We start from the raw sequence: 13,263 nt of genomic DNA, 5'->3' as shown, positions 1-13,263 counted from the left end.
CCGGCGCGCCGACCGGAGAATTCCGCCCCGTGATCGACTTCTCCGTCAAGCCCACGCTCACCGGCGAGCGTGTGGCGCTGCGCCCGTTCCACGACGACGACCTGCCGGCGCTCGCGGAGATCCTGGCCGACCCGGAGGTGGTCCGGCTGACCGGCAGCCCGGCCGGCGAGACGTTCGAACCGGCCCGGTTGCGCGCCTGGTACGGCACCCGCAACAGCCAGGACGACCGGCTCGACCTCGCGGTGGTGGACCGGGCCGGCGGCGCCTGCGTCGGCGAGGTGGTCCTCAACGAGTGGGACCGGGCCAACGCGAGCTGCAACTTCCGCACGCTGATCGGTCCCGGCGGCCGCGACCGCGGCCTCGGCACCGAGGCGGTGCGGCTGATCGTCGGGTACGGCTTCGAGCAGCTCGGCCTGCACCGCATCGGCCTGGAGGTGTTCGCGTTCAACCCGCGTGCCCGGCGCGCCTACGAGAAGGTGGGCTTCGTCGCCGAGGGGACGCTGCGGCAGGTGCTGCGCGACGGCGACGGCTGGGTGGACGCCACTGTCATGTCGATCCTCGCTCCGGAGTGGAACCGGCACCGGGGGCACCCGGAGGGTTGAGCCGGAGGCGTCGAAGCGCTTCAATGCGTACGGGAGCTTCAGGGCCGTCACCGACCACCACGTCACAGTGACAGGAGTCCCTTCCGCATGTCCCGAAACCCCGTACGCGCCGCGCTGACCGTGCTCGCCGCGCTGCTACCGGTCCTCGCTCTCGGCCTCGCCCTCACCGCCACCACACCCCCGGCCGCCGCGGCGGCCACGCCGGTCCGCGTCATGCCACTGGGCGACTCCATCACCGGGTCGCCCGGCTGCTGGCGCGCCCTGCTCTGGAACCGCCTCCAGTCCACCGGCCACACCGACGTCGACTTCGTCGGCACGCTCGGGCCGCAGGGCTGCGGCGTGCCCTACGACGGCGACAACGAGGGCCACGGCGGCTACCTCGCGACGAACGTGGCCAACCAGAACCTGCTGCCCGGCTGGCTCGCCGCCACCCGCCCGGACGTCGTGCTCATGCACTTCGGCACCAACGACGTGTGGAGCAACATCGCGCCCGCCACGATCCTCGCCGCGTACTCGAAGCTGGTGGACCAGATGCGGGCCGCCAACCCGGCCACGACCGTGCTGGTCGCGAAGATCATCCCGATGAACCCGGCGAGCTGCCCGGAGTGCGGCCAGCGGACCGTGGCGCTCAACTCGCTCATCGACGGCTGGGCGGCCGGGAAGACCACGGCCGCCTCCCCGATCGTGGTGGTCGACCAGTGGACCGGGTTCAGCACCGCCACCGACACCTACGACGGGGTGCACCCGAACGCGGCCGGGGACCAGAAGATGTCCGACAGGTGGTACCCGGCGCTGGTCGCCGCGCTCGGCCGCGCCACGCCCGGCCCGACCACGTCCCCGACCGTCAGCCCCACGCCGTCGCCCACGGCCAGCCCGTCACCGACGACCAGCCCGTCGCCCACCGCGAGCCCGACGTCGGCGCCCGGCGGCTGCACCGCCACCTGGCGCCTCGCCGGTCAGTGGCCGGGCGGCTTCCAGGGGGAGGTGACAGTGCGCAACGACGGCGTCGCGCCGATCGCCGGCTGGACCGTGCACTTCCCGCTCGCCGGCGGACAGCGGGTCAGCCAGGCGTGGAGCGCCGACGTGACGCAGAGCGGAACCACTGTGACCGCCCGGAACGCGAGCTGGAACGGCGCGCTGGCCCCGGCCGCCCAGACCACGTTCGGGTTCCTGGCCGAGGGAACCGCGCCGAGCCCGGCGCTGACCTGCGCGCCGAGCTGACCGTCGCGTGCCGGCCGGCCCCGCTCAGCGGTGGTCGGCCGGCACCGCCCGGTCCAGCGCGGCCAGCAGCCGGGCGCGCAACCCGGCGGCACGCTCGGCGAACCCGCGCTGCGCGGTGGCGTACTCGGCCCGGCCCTCCGGCGTCTCCACCGGCACCGGCGGGTAGCCCAGGGCGGCCAGGTCGTACGGGCTGGCGCGCATGTCCAGCGTCCGGATCTCCCGGGCCAGCTCGAAGCAGTCGGCCACGAGTTCCGAGCAGACCAGCGGCGACAGCTTGTACGCCCACTTGTAGAGATTCCTGATCTTCGGGTTCTCCGCCGACGCATGAACACCAGGGAGCGCAGTGATCCTGTGGCGCGGACGCTTCGCGTCAGTGCCCCTGCATCCCAAGAACCGGGGCAAGATGGCGGATGCTATGACGTAGCGGTGCGGAGAGGGTGTCTCAGGGGGCTATGCCCCACCCTTGCCGGTGGCTCCGCTCCCTCAAGCAGCGCCGCACACACATCGATCAACCGGGCACGTAGCCGGCCCGCGCGCTGCGAGAACGCGCGTTGACGAGCGACGTACTCGGCCTTGCCCTCGGGTGTCTCGATGGCCACCGCCGGTTCCCCGTAGGAGGAGAAGTCGTACGGGGACGCCTGCATGTCGAGTAGCCGGATGTCCCTCGCCAGCTCGAAGCAGTCGAGCGCCAGATCCCCCGGCACCGCAGGGCCCAGCTTGGTTGCCCACTTGTGGCAGTCCATCGAGGCATGTAAGCAGCCTGGCTGGTCAAGCTCTACCTGGCTCTCCCTCGTTGGTTGGAGCCGGTTGAGGCTGACTGCGTCAGGGGTGAAGAACCGGAACGCATCGAAGTGCGTGCAGCGGATCTGGTGAGACTCGACTACCGCGTCCGTTCCCTCTTGCCCAAGTCGCAGGGGGAGTGGATGCCGATGTTCACGTTGGCGGTACACCATCGCCCACTCATGCAGGCCGAAGCAGCCAGTGAAGGCTGGTCGCGACGCGATCGCGGACAACAGCCGGTGGATGAAGCGCACCGACTCAGCTCGGTCGGCGAGGAAGGCTGTGACGTCGAAGCTCACGACTCCGTCTGCGTCGGTGCCGTACCAACGCCACTGTCGGTGTGGGGCGGGGCCGTTCGGTCCGGGCTCCAAGGAGATGCCCACGCCCGGGTGCCAGCGTCGGAGCACAGAGGGTCGGGTGCCGTAGTAGTCGTACAAGAAGTCATCGATCGCGTGGCGCTCCCTCGTGGCCCTGCGGGCACGGTGGCCTGCGGTAAGTGAGTCGGCACGCTTCTCGTGAGCTTCGAAGAGGGGAAGCCAGCTCGCGGCGGGGATGCTGGTCAACGGCTCGGACCCTTGTTGTCCGCTTCGTGCCGCTTGCATACCCCCCACTCGAAGTGGCTGCACCGCACGCCGCGCTCCTCGGCCACCGCCGCCGTCGCCGCCGGGCTCAGCCGCAGCGGCCAGGAGTTGTGCCGTACCTGCTCCTGGGCCGGCCGGTGCGAGTAGTAGGTGAAGAGGAAGTCCTCCACCGGATGCTTCACGCCCGCCCGGCGGCGGCCGAGATGCGGCGTCAGCCAGGCGTCCACCCGCTCCTCGTGGGCGGCCCGGCGCGCCTGCCAGTCGGCGACGTCGGGCGCGGGGGCGAGGGCGGCGGTCACGCACCCCAGGGTACGACCGCCGCCCGTCGCCGGGTCACGGCACGTCCACCCGCACGCCCGCGGAGAAGACGCCGCTGCGCAGCTCCAGCCGCTTCGGCGGCTCGTCGCCGCGCATGGTGAACACCAGTGGCAGCAGCACCCGCCGCCCGGCGGCCACCGGCTGGGAGAACACGTCCCGGCCCAGGTTCGCCACCCGGGTCGCGTCCTCGTCGGCGGCCACCCAGTTCCCGCTCGGCAGGTACGCGCGCTGCAACTGCCCGTGCCAGGTCTGGTCCTCGTTCGTGACGTTGCGCACCCCGACCGTGGCCAGACAGGGGCGTCCGCCGCCGGGCGCCGCCGGCAGGACGTCCGCGCCGCAGCTCACCCGGTAGACGGTGAACTCGAACGCGGTCTCCCGCAGCGGCTGGCCCAACGCGCCGGTGACGCTGCTGCCCACCCACGCGCCGCTCGTCGGCTGCTTGGTGGTGTCCATCGCCGCCACCCGCTGCGTGGCCGACCAGGCCGCCGCGCCGACCACCCCGGCCAGCACCGCCGCCGCCACGCCCACCACCAGCCAGACCGGCGGCCGGCGACGACGGTTCGCGGGCGCCGGCACCGCAGTACGCGGATAGACCGTGCCCCGTTCGGCCGGGCTGCCCTGCCCCGGGACGCCGCTTCCCGGCGCGCCGGCACCGGCGGACATCGCCCCGCCTCCGGACAGGCCGGTGCCCGCCGTCGCGGCCGTGCGCCGGCGGCGGCGCCACAGGGCCCACCACAGCACGCCCGCGGTCACCACCAGCAACGCGGTGAACGCGGCAAGCAGCACCGGTGGCCGCCGCCAGGCGGGGGCGGCCGTCACCTGCGCCGCCGGGGCCGTCGCGGCGCCCACCCAGGTCGCCGTGGCGCAGTCGTACGGGCGCGTGCCGTCGGTGCCGTAGACGCAGGTGGGCGCGGTCACCGACCGGCCCGGGCCGGGAACCGACAGCGCGGTGTGCAACGTGGTGGTGCTCTTCGCCGGCAGGCGCAGCCGCCACGTCACCTCCCCGGCGCTGGACCCGGCGGGCCGGGTGGTCCGCCCGCCGCCGGTCACCGTGGTGGCCCGCGACCCGCTCGGCAGCTCCTGCCGCACCATCGTGTCGACCGGCGCCGTGCCGGCGTTGCGGACCTCGATCCGGTAACCCGGCGCCGGAGTGCCCGCCGCGCCGACCGCCACGCTCACCGGCGGCATCGACGGGCGGACCGGCGCCGGGCCGGTGGTCGGCACCGCCGGCGGGACCGCCGGCACGCCGGTCGGGATCGGGGTCGCCCCCGCGCCGGGCAGGGCGACCGGGACGGCGGCCGGCGGTGGAGCCGGTCGGGCGGGGGTTTCGGCCGCGCGGGGCGTCGCCGGGGACAGCGCCGGTACGGCGGCGATGACGCCGAGGCAGTTCACGAACACTGCCAGGGCCTTGTGGTGTCGTCTCGATGCAGGCATACCAACGAACCTCCGGAACCGAAGCTATGGGCCGGGCCCCGCCGGGCGGGTACGAAGCCGCCATTCCCGCCCCGTCCGGCGCGATCCGGCGTACCCTGTCGCTCTCTCGCCGGTCCCGGCGCCGGCGGGCGGCGAGGGGTGCGGCGCGGGCCGCCCGGGCGCGCTGCCTGCCGGTGTCCGACGGGCGACGCGCGGGCGGGGATAGATTGGCCGGGTGCGTATCGCTCGTTTCGCTCATGCCAAGGGAATGTCGTTCGGGGTCGTCGAGGGCGAGCCGGAGGCCGGGCCGCAGGGCCTGACCATCGCCGAGATCGAGGGCCACCCGTTCGGGCAGATCCAGTTCTCCGGCGCCCGCTGGGCGCTCTCCGACGTCCGGCTGCTGTCGCCGATCCTGCCCAGCAAGGTGGTCTGCGTCGGCCGCAACTACGCCGAGCACGCCGCCGAACACGGCAGCGAGGTGCCGAAGGAGCCGCTGCTCTTCCTCAAGCCGTCCACGTCGGTCATCGGTCCGCGCGACGCGATCCGGCTGCCGATCTTCTCCAAGCAGGTCGAGCACGAGGCGGAACTCGCCGTGGTGATCGGCGCTCCGGGCGCCCGCCGGGCCGACCGGGCCGCCGCCGAGCGGGCCATCTTCGGCTACACCTGCGCCAACGACGTCACCGCGCGGGACCTCCAGCGCTCCGACGGCCAGTGGACCCGCGCCAAGGGCTTCGACTCGTTCTGCCCGATCGGGCCGTGGATCACCACCGGGCTCGACGTGAGCGACCTGGAGATCCGGTGTGAGGTGGGCCGCAACCCGGAGGAGATGGAGGTACGCCAGCTCGGCCGGACCAAGGACATGGTGTTCGACGTACCGGGCCTGGTGTCGTACATCTCGCACGTGATGACGCTGCTGCCCGGCGACGTGGTCCTGACCGGCACGCCGGCGGGGGTTAGTCCGCTCACCGAGGGGGATACGGTCACCGTGCGGATCCAGGGGATCGGGGAGCTCAGCAACCCGGTGGTCCCTGTCGCCTGATTCGCTCCGATGCCTCGTTTCCGCTGGTCAGGTTGGTTTCGAGGGGTTGGATTTGGCCTGTCGGCACCGGGAGGGTAAAGTTCATTCCCGGCGCCGCAAGGGGCCAATGGGGTATGGGGTAATTGGCAGCCCGACTGATTCTGGTTCAGTTAGTCTAGGTTCGAGTCCTGGTACCCCAGCGCAGCCGCGGGTTCGCAAGAGCTCGCGGACGCTGGATTCCGGCAGCTCACGCTGGCGGAGTGCAATGAAGGTTCTGGCCCCGTCGTCTAGCGGCCCAGGACGCCGCCCTCTCAAGGCGGTAGCGCCGGTTCGAATCCGGTCGGGGCTACAGCACCGACAGCCCGTCCCGTTTCCCCGGGGCGGGCTTTCTGCTGTCCGGGCAACGTTTTCCGCGTGCGGTGGGGTGACCCCCGCGGCGCGGTGCCGGACGCGATGCCGCTAGACTACTGCCACGCCACCCGGCAGGGCGGCGAAGCAGGAAAAGTGCCTGGCCCCGTCGTCTAGCGGCCCAGGACGCCGCCCTCTCAAGGCGGTAGCGCCGGTTCGAATCCGGTCGGGGCTACGTCACCGAACGGCCCGTCTCGCTACGCGAGGCGGGCCGTTCGCATTCCCCGCCCCACCCCGTTGATCATGAAGTTAGCGGCAGTCTGGGAGATCAAAAATGCCGCCAACTTCATGATCAACGTGAGAGGGGGGTGGGGGTGGGTGGGTCAGAGGCCGGAGAGGCGCTGGCCGGCTCGGACGACGGCCATGGCGTGGCGTTCTCCGGGGCGGCGGCCGAGGCGCTCGATCGGGCCGGAGATGCTGATCGCGGCGATCACCCGGCCGGTGCGGTCCCGGATCGGCGCCGAGACGCTCGCCACACCCGCCTCCCGCTCCGCGACGCTCTGGGCCCAGCCGCGCCGCCGCACCTCGGCCAGCGTGCGGCCGGTGAACTTGGAGCGGGGGAGCAGCGGCATGACCGCCTCCGGCGGCTCCCAGGCGAGCAGGATCTGCGCCGCCGACCCGGCGGTCATCGGCAGCACCGAGCCGACCGGGACGGTGTCCCGCAGGCCGCTGGCACGCTCGGCGGCGGCCACGCAGATCCGCTCGTCGGCGCGCCGCAGGTAGAGCTGGGCGCTTTCGCCGGTGGCGTCCCGTAGCGCGGCGAGCAGCGGCTCGGCGGCGGTCAGGAGCACGTCCGGGGCCGCGTTCGCCAGCTCGCCCAGGCGTGGACCCGGGCGCCAGCGCCCCTGGGTGTCCCGGACGAGCATCCGGTGGATCTCCAGCGCCTGTGCCAGCCGGTGCGCGGTGGCCCGGGGCAGCTTGGTGCGTTCAACGAGTTCGGCCAGGCTGGCGCCGTCGACACAGGCGGCCAGGATGACCACCGCCTTGTCGAGAACGCCGACACCGCTCATACTGTGTCCCACAAGCCGAAATTTACCTCCCAGAATTTAGGATGTCCAGATGGTGGGAGTCACTCAACCGAGGACCCTGGCCGAGAAGGTCTGGGACGCACACGTGGTCCGCTCCGCCGACGGCGAGCCGGACCTGCTCTTCATCGACCTGCACCTGCTGCACGAGGTGACCAGCCCGCAGGCGTTCGACGGGCTGCGTCTGGCCGGGCGCGGGGTCCGCCGTACCGACCTGACGATCGCGACGGAGGACCACAACACCCCGACCGGGTACGACGACCCGGCGTTCCGCCTCCGGCGCGGCGACCTGCTCACGATCGCGGACCCCACCTCCCGCACCCAGATCGAGACGCTGCGTCGCAACTGTGCCGAGTTCGGCGTCCGCCTGCACGCGCTGGGCGACGAGAACCAGGGCATCGTGCACGTCATCGGCCCGCAGCTCGGCCTCACCCAGCCCGGCATGACGATCGTGTGCGGCGACTCGCACACCGCCACCCACGGCGCGTTCGGCGCGCTCGCGTTCGGCATCGGCACCAGTGAGGTCGAACACGTGCTGGCCACGCAGACGCTGCCGCAGGCCCGGCCGAAGACCATGGCCGTGAACGTGGTCGGCGAGCTGGCGCCCGGCGTCACCGCCAAGGACCTGGTGCTCGCGCTGATCGCGCAGGTCGGCACCGGCGGCGGTCGCGGTCACATCGTCGAGTACCGGGGCGAGGCGATCCGCGACCTCTCCATGGAGGGGCGGATGACCATCGCCAACATGTCCATCGAGTGGGGCGCCAAGGCCGGCATGATCGCGCCGGACGAGACCACGTTCGCGTACCTGAAGGGGCGGCCCAACGCGCCCCAGGGCGACGCCTGGGACGCGGCGCTGGAGTACTGGCGGACGCTGCCCACCGACGACGGCGCGACGTTCGACACCGAGGTCACGCTCGACGCGAGCCGGATCACGCCGTTCGTCACCTGGGGCACCAACCCCGGGCAGGGTGTGCCGCTGGGCGCGACGGTGCCGGCCCCGGAGGACTTCGTCACCGAGCCGGAGCGGGTCGCCGCCCGGCGCGCGCTGGAGTACATGGACCTCACCCCGGGCACGCCGATGCGTGACCTGGCCGTGGACGTGGTCTTCGTCGGTTCCTGCACCAACGGCCGCCTGGAGGACCTGCGTGCCGCCGCCGACGTGCTGCGCGGGCACCGCGTCGCCGACGGCGTACGCATGCTGGTGGTCCCCGGCTCGGCCGCGGTCCGCGAGGCGGCCGAGATCGAAGGGCTGGACAAGGTCTTCACCGAGGCCGGCGCCGAGTGGCGTTTCGCCGGCTGCTCCATGTGCCTGGGCATGAACCCGGACACGCTGAAGCCGGGTGAGCGTTCCGCCTCGACCTCCAACCGCAACTTCGAGGGCCGCCAGGGCCGGGGCGGGCGTACCCACCTGGTGTCCCCGCCGGTCGCCGCCGCCACCGCCGTGGTCGGCCGGCTGGCCGCCCCCGCCGACCTGTAGAAGGGCAGCCGAGAGATGGACAAGTTCACCACCCACACCGGCACCGCCGTGCCGCTGCGCCGATCCAACGTGGACACCGACCAGATCATCCCCGCCGTGTACCTCAAGCGGGTGACCCGGACCGGATTCGCCGATGGTCTGTTCAACGCGTGGCGGGAGGACCCGTCATTCGTCCTCAACGATCCCGTCCATTCGGGTGCGTCGATTCTGATCGCCGGCCCCGAGTTCGGCACCGGATCATCCCGGGAGCACGCCGTCTGGGCGCTGCGGGACTGGGGCTTCCGGGCCGTCATCTCGCCCCGCTTCGGTGACATCTTCCGCGGCAACGCGCTCAAGGAAGGCCTCCTTCCGGTCGAGCTGGAATTGAAAGCCGTGGAAGAACTGTGGGATCTCGTGGAATCCGAGCCGACCACGCCGATCACTGTCGACCTCGTCGCCCGCCAGGTCCACGCCGGTGACGCCACCTGGGCGTTCCCGCTGGACGACCACAGCCGCTGGCGGCTGATGGAGGGCTTGGACGACATTGGACTCACCCTCCGGCACGAGGCGGAGATCGCCTCGTACGAGGCGTCCCGGCCGTCGTTCCTGCCCTCGGTAGCCTGACTCCGGCCCGAATTCGCCCCCACCGGTGCGCCCGGTGGGGGCGAATCCGTTACGACACAAGGGCTTTTTTCCACCGAATGTTTGTGTCCAGGCAGCACAGGGCATAACGTGCGCGCAGAATGGCTCGCGTCGAGTCAGTTGCACAATCGGGAGGAAGTCGTGAACAAGGCCGAGCTCATCGAGGCGCTCGCCGTTCGCCTGGGGGACCGGAAGACGGCGACGGCCGCGCTCGACGCGGTTCTCGCTGAGGTCCAGGCGGCGGTCACCAAGGGCGAGAAGGTGGCGATCACCGGTTTCGGAGCGTTCGAGAAGCGCGTCCGGGGAGCCCGAACAGCGCGCAATCCGCGTACCGGCGAGGCGGTGAAGGTCAAGAAGACCTCCGTCCCGACGTTCCGGGCGGGCGCGGGCTTCAAGGAGATGGTGGCCAGCGGCAAGGTGCCGAAGGACACCGCCGCCGCGAAGAAGACCACCGGCGCCGCGAAGAAGACCACAGCGGCGAAGACCACCGCGGCCGCGAAGAAGACCACGGCGGCGAAGGCCACCAAGACCACCGCTACCAAGAAGGCCGCGCCGGCGAAGAAGGCCGCCGCGACCAAGACCACGGCGGCGAAGAAGACGACCGCGGCGAAGTCCACCGCGGCGAAGAAGACCACCACCGCCAAGAAGACGACCGCGGCGAAGTCCGCCACGGCCAAGAAGACCACGGCGGCCAAGAAGGCGCCCGCGAAGAAGGCACCGGCCAAGAAGGCCGCCACCCGGCGCTGACCGGACGGCCCACGAAAGGGCGCCCACCGTTGCCGGTGGGCGCCCTTTCGCATGGGTACGCCGTTGACCGCCCGCCGTCGCGCCCCGCAGAATCGCCGTGCCGAAAACCCCCGTCGGTCACGAGAAGAGGCGCCCGTGCGGCACCGTCACCTCTCCACCCTCACGCTCGCGCTCGGTATCGCGGTCCTGCTGGACGTGCTGCGGGTCTGGCTCCCGTCGGTCATCACCCTCTTCGGGCGGGCCGCCGAGACACCGGCCGAGCTGCTCGGCGCGTTCGCGCTCGGCTGGTTCCTGCTCGCGCTCGCCGCGCCTGCGCTCGCACGCCGCACCGGCGCCGCCCCGGTCGGACTCGTCGCCGCCGTTGTGCTGGCGGCGGCGCGGCTGGCGCTCACCGCGCAACCCGGTGGTCCGGCCCAGCTCTGGCTGGCCTGCGCCGGGCTGCTCGCCGGACTGGTCTGGCTCGCCGCCACCGCCGCGTCGGTGCCCCGGCCGGTGGCCGGGCTGGCGCTGGGCCTGGCCGGGAACGCGGTCGGGCACGCCCTGCTCGGCACCGAGGACCTGGTGTGGCGCGGCGGCATGCTCGGCTGGAGCCTGAGCGCCCTGCTGGTGCCGGCGTTCCTGGCCGCCTCGGTGGCGGTACGGCGGGAGCGGGCGGACACGTCGGCGGCGGGGCCGTCCCCGACGGGCGCGGGCCACGGCACAACCGGGCGGCGTATCCGCGTTCCGGGACGCCGGGCCTGGCTGCTGTGCGGGCCGGCGCTGCTGCTGGCCGGTCAGGTGGCGCTCGCCCCGGCGCTCTGGAGCGCCGCCGCCGGCACCGGATCGCCTGCTTTCCCCGGCCTCGCCCGCCCCGGCAGCGGTGCCCTGCCGGGCGCGCTCGCGGTGCTGCTGTTCCTCGCGGCGGCGTTGTTCCGGGCACCGGCGCGCGTGGCGCGGGTGCTGTGGCCACTGGCGTTGCTCGCCGGGTCGGTGCTGTTCGTGACCGGGCATCTCGTTCCGGCGTACCTGCTCACCGCCGCCGGTCTCGGCGGCTGCCTGGCCCTCACCGACACGACCGGCGACGGGCCCGCAGCCGCCGACGACGCGGCCGGGCCGGGCGACGACGGACGGGCGGGGGCGCGACGCGGGCGGGCGGCGGCGCTCGGGATGCTGGTGTTCGCGGTGGCCACGGTGGCCTACTACGCCGCCTACGACCTGGGGTACCCCAACGGCTGGGCGCCGGTCGCCACGGCCGTCCTGGTGGCTCTGGTGGCGGCTACCGCGCCTCTCCGGCCCGCACCGACGGCACCCGACCCGACGGCGCCCGGCGCAGCCGCACCCGGCCCGGTGCTGCCGACCACGGTCCGGGTCGCGGCCCTGGCCGCGCTCACCGCGCTGGCCGGGCTCGCCGCCGTGCTGCACATACCGCCCGCGCCGGCCCGGGCCACGGCCGCGCCGGCGGCGGTACGGGTGGCCGCGTACAACATCCGGATGGGGTTCGGCCTGGACGGCCGGCTGGACCTCGACGCGCTGGCCCGGGAGCTGCGCGGCGCGGACATCGTGCTGCTCAGCGAGGTGGACCGGGGCTGGTGGCTCAACGGCGGCCACGACACGCTGGCGTTGCTGGCCCGGCGGCTGGAGATGCCGTACGTCTTCGCGCCCGCCGCCGACCCGGTCTGGGGCGACGCGGTGCTCAGCCGGTTCCCGGCGCGTTCCGGGCAGACGCGGCGGCTGACCGCGCACGGCGCGCCGACCGGTGCGCAGGCCCTCGGCGTCACGCTCGACCTCGGTGGTCGCGAGCTGGCAGTGGTGGCCACGCACCTGCAACCGCCGCCCGGCCGGGATCCGGTGGAGCAGGCCCGCGAGGTGGCCGCGTTCGCCGGCCGGTACGCCGCCGGCCGTCCGCTGGTGCTCGGTGGCGACCTGAACACCGAGCCGGCCGACCCGGCGTTCGCCGAGTTCACCGGCGCCGGGCTGGTGGACGCGCTGGCCCCGGCCCGGCCGTTGCGGACCAGCCCGGCCGACGACCCGCGCACCCAGATCGACCACGTCTTCGTCTCCCCGGGCCTGACCGCCACCGAGGTACGCGCGCCGCGTACCGAGGCCAGCGACCACCTCCCGGTGACGCTCACCGTCACGCTGCCCTGAGCCGCCTCACAGCCGGTCCGGGAGGACCAGCCGGTCACCGGCGAACGGCAGCAGCCAGCCACCGCCCTTGGCGGTGGTGAAGTCCTCGTCCACGCGGCCGGTGAGCCGTTCCAGCGCGCCCGGGATCACCTTGCCCTGGCTGCACACCGCCACCGTCCCGGCGGCCTGCGCCAGCGCGACCAGGCGGGCCGCGGCGGCGAGCGCGCACTCCTCGGCCTGCTGGCCCGGCTCCGGCTCGTCGAAGTCGCCGCACACCTCGATCGGCAGGTCCAGCCGGGCCGCGGCCGGACTCAGCGTCTGCACGCAGCGGCGCGCCGAGGCGGAGCACAGGCGGGCCGGGCGGACCAGGGCCACGAGCGGAACCAGCGCCAGCGCCTGGGCCTGCCCGTCGTCGTCCAGCGGGCGCCCGTGGTCCGGGCCGGTCCAGGTGCCGCGCTTGCCGGCGCTGGCGTGCCGCACCAGCAGCACGGTCGCGGTGACCGGCGGCAGCGCCGCGAACGCGGCGATCACCTCGGCGTCGTGCGGGTAGCTGACCCGGCGTACCGCGTCGTCGACCGGGAACCAGGCCACGTCGTCGACCTCGGTGCCGGGCTGGAAGCCGCCGGCGCCGGCCGCCCGCATGGACCAGTAGTCGACCGCCTTGGCGTGACCCTCGCTGCGGTAGCGGACGGTGGGCAGGCGCACCTGCGGCACCGCGCGTACGTCGGTCTCCTCGGCGACCTCACGGACGGCGGCGACCAGCGGATGCTCGCCGCGGTCCAGCTTGCCCTTCGGCAACGACCAGTCGCCGTACCGGGGGCGGTGCACGAGGCAGACCTCGACGCCGGCCGGGCCCGGGCGCCACACCACGCCGCCCGCGGCCCGGATCCGTACCGGCTCGTCGTCGCTCACCCGCTCACCGTATGCCCGCCCGGCACGCGCCACG

At 73.3% G+C, this 13,263-nt stretch carries 11 protein-coding genes, 3 tRNA genes and 2 pseudogenes; 10 read left to right on the top strand and 6 right to left on the bottom strand.

Going from position 1 to position 13,263, the window contains the following annotated elements; genetic code table 11:
* Positions 1 to 29 precede the first annotated feature (29 nt).
* Both KBX43_RS05365 and KBX43_RS05360 read left to right on the top strand, forming a co-directional pair.
* On the top strand, positions 30 to 602 hold the full coding sequence (locus KBX43_RS05365; protein ID WP_064447008.1) for a GNAT family N-acetyltransferase: 573 nt from the start codon (positions 30 to 32) through the stop codon (positions 600 to 602).
* A gap of 87 nt (positions 603 to 689) precedes the next feature.
* A complete protein-coding gene (locus KBX43_RS05360; RefSeq protein ID WP_210883531.1) occupies positions 690 to 1,823 on the top strand; it encodes a cellulose binding domain-containing protein in 1,134 nt (377 codons plus the stop codon).
* 24 nt (positions 1,824 to 1,847) lie between these two features.
* On the opposite strand, the pseudogene KBX43_RS05355 reads toward KBX43_RS05360, so the two are convergent.
* The 4 genes and pseudogenes from KBX43_RS05355 to KBX43_RS05340 all read right to left on the bottom strand — a co-directional run.
* Positions 1,848 to 2,120: pseudogene (locus KBX43_RS05355) on the bottom strand (3-methyladenine DNA glycosylase); the annotation flags it as partial.
* A gap of 116 nt (positions 2,121 to 2,236) precedes the next feature.
* Positions 2,237 to 3,205, bottom strand: coding sequence for a 3-methyladenine DNA glycosylase (locus tag KBX43_RS05350; protein WP_247677165.1), 969 nt, complete (start codon positions 3,203 to 3,205; stop codon positions 2,237 to 2,239).
* Between the two features lie 8 nt (positions 3,206 to 3,213).
* Positions 3,214 to 3,483 (bottom strand): annotated as a pseudogene (locus KBX43_RS05345) (hypothetical protein); the annotation flags it as partial.
* A 34-nt stretch (positions 3,484 to 3,517) separates the two neighbouring features.
* Positions 3,518 to 4,936 carry a hypothetical protein gene (locus KBX43_RS05340; RefSeq protein WP_210883529.1) on the bottom strand — a complete coding sequence of 473 codons (1,419 nt, stop codon included), beginning with the start codon at positions 4,934 to 4,936 and terminating at the stop codon, positions 3,518 to 3,520.
* 214 nt (positions 4,937 to 5,150) lie between these two features.
* Between KBX43_RS05340 and KBX43_RS05335 the strand changes: the two genes are divergently transcribed.
* From KBX43_RS05335 to KBX43_RS05320, 4 genes are all read left to right on the top strand, one after another.
* Positions 5,151 to 5,954, top strand: a complete 804-nt coding sequence (locus KBX43_RS05335) for a fumarylacetoacetate hydrolase family protein (RefSeq protein WP_013284528.1) — start codon at positions 5,151 to 5,153, stop codon at positions 5,952 to 5,954.
* A gap of 107 nt (positions 5,955 to 6,061) precedes the next feature.
* A tRNA-Gln gene (locus KBX43_RS05330) sits at positions 6,062 to 6,133 on the top strand.
* A gap of 76 nt (positions 6,134 to 6,209) precedes the next feature.
* Positions 6,210 to 6,282: transfer RNA gene (locus tag KBX43_RS05325), tRNA-Glu, on the top strand.
* A gap of 161 nt (positions 6,283 to 6,443) precedes the next feature.
* Positions 6,444 to 6,516: transfer RNA gene (locus KBX43_RS05320), tRNA-Glu, on the top strand.
* 148 nt (positions 6,517 to 6,664) lie between these two features.
* Here the strand turns inward: KBX43_RS05320 and KBX43_RS05315 are convergent.
* On the bottom strand, positions 6,665 to 7,351 hold the full coding sequence (locus KBX43_RS05315) for an IclR family transcriptional regulator (protein WP_013284529.1): 687 nt from the start codon (positions 7,349 to 7,351) through the stop codon (positions 6,665 to 6,667).
* A gap of 49 nt (positions 7,352 to 7,400) precedes the next feature.
* On the opposite strand from KBX43_RS05315, the gene leuC reads away from it, so the two are divergent.
* The 4 genes from leuC to KBX43_RS05295 all read left to right on the top strand — a co-directional run bounded on the left by leuC (position 7,401) and on the right by KBX43_RS05295 (position 12,338).
* Positions 7,401 to 8,843 carry a 3-isopropylmalate dehydratase large subunit gene (gene leuC / locus KBX43_RS05310; protein ID WP_043325966.1) on the top strand — a complete coding sequence of 481 codons (1,443 nt, stop codon included), beginning with the start codon at positions 7,401 to 7,403 and terminating at the stop codon, positions 8,841 to 8,843.
* Positions 8,844 to 8,858: 15 nt separating this feature from the next.
* Positions 8,859 to 9,446, top strand: coding sequence for a 3-isopropylmalate dehydratase small subunit (leuD, locus tag KBX43_RS05305; protein ID WP_210883527.1), 588 nt, complete (start codon positions 8,859 to 8,861; stop codon positions 9,444 to 9,446).
* Positions 9,447 to 9,605: 159 nt separating this feature from the next.
* On the top strand, positions 9,606 to 10,211 hold the full coding sequence (locus tag KBX43_RS05300; RefSeq protein WP_030270029.1) for an HU family DNA-binding protein: 606 nt from the start codon (positions 9,606 to 9,608) through the stop codon (positions 10,209 to 10,211).
* Between the two features lie 135 nt (positions 10,212 to 10,346).
* The gene (locus KBX43_RS05295; protein WP_210883525.1) at positions 10,347 to 12,338 is read left to right on the top strand and encodes an endonuclease/exonuclease/phosphatase family protein; all 1,992 of its coding nucleotides are present in this window, start codon (positions 10,347 to 10,349) and stop codon (positions 12,336 to 12,338) included.
* Positions 12,339 to 12,344: 6 nt separating this feature from the next.
* On the opposite strand, the gene KBX43_RS05290 is transcribed toward KBX43_RS05295, so the two are convergent.
* Positions 12,345 to 13,262, bottom strand: coding sequence for an NUDIX hydrolase (locus KBX43_RS05290; protein ID WP_064447016.1), 918 nt, complete (start codon positions 13,260 to 13,262; stop codon positions 12,345 to 12,347).
* Position 13,263 lies beyond the last annotated feature (1 nt).

The sequence above is a fragment of the Micromonospora sp. C41 genome (assembly GCF_018070485.1).
GTDB lineage: Bacteria > Actinomycetota > Actinomycetes > Mycobacteriales > Micromonosporaceae > Micromonospora > Micromonospora chalcea.
The sequence above is the reverse complement of the archived record's forward strand: the minus strand, read 5'-3'. Positions and strand labels throughout refer to the sequence as shown.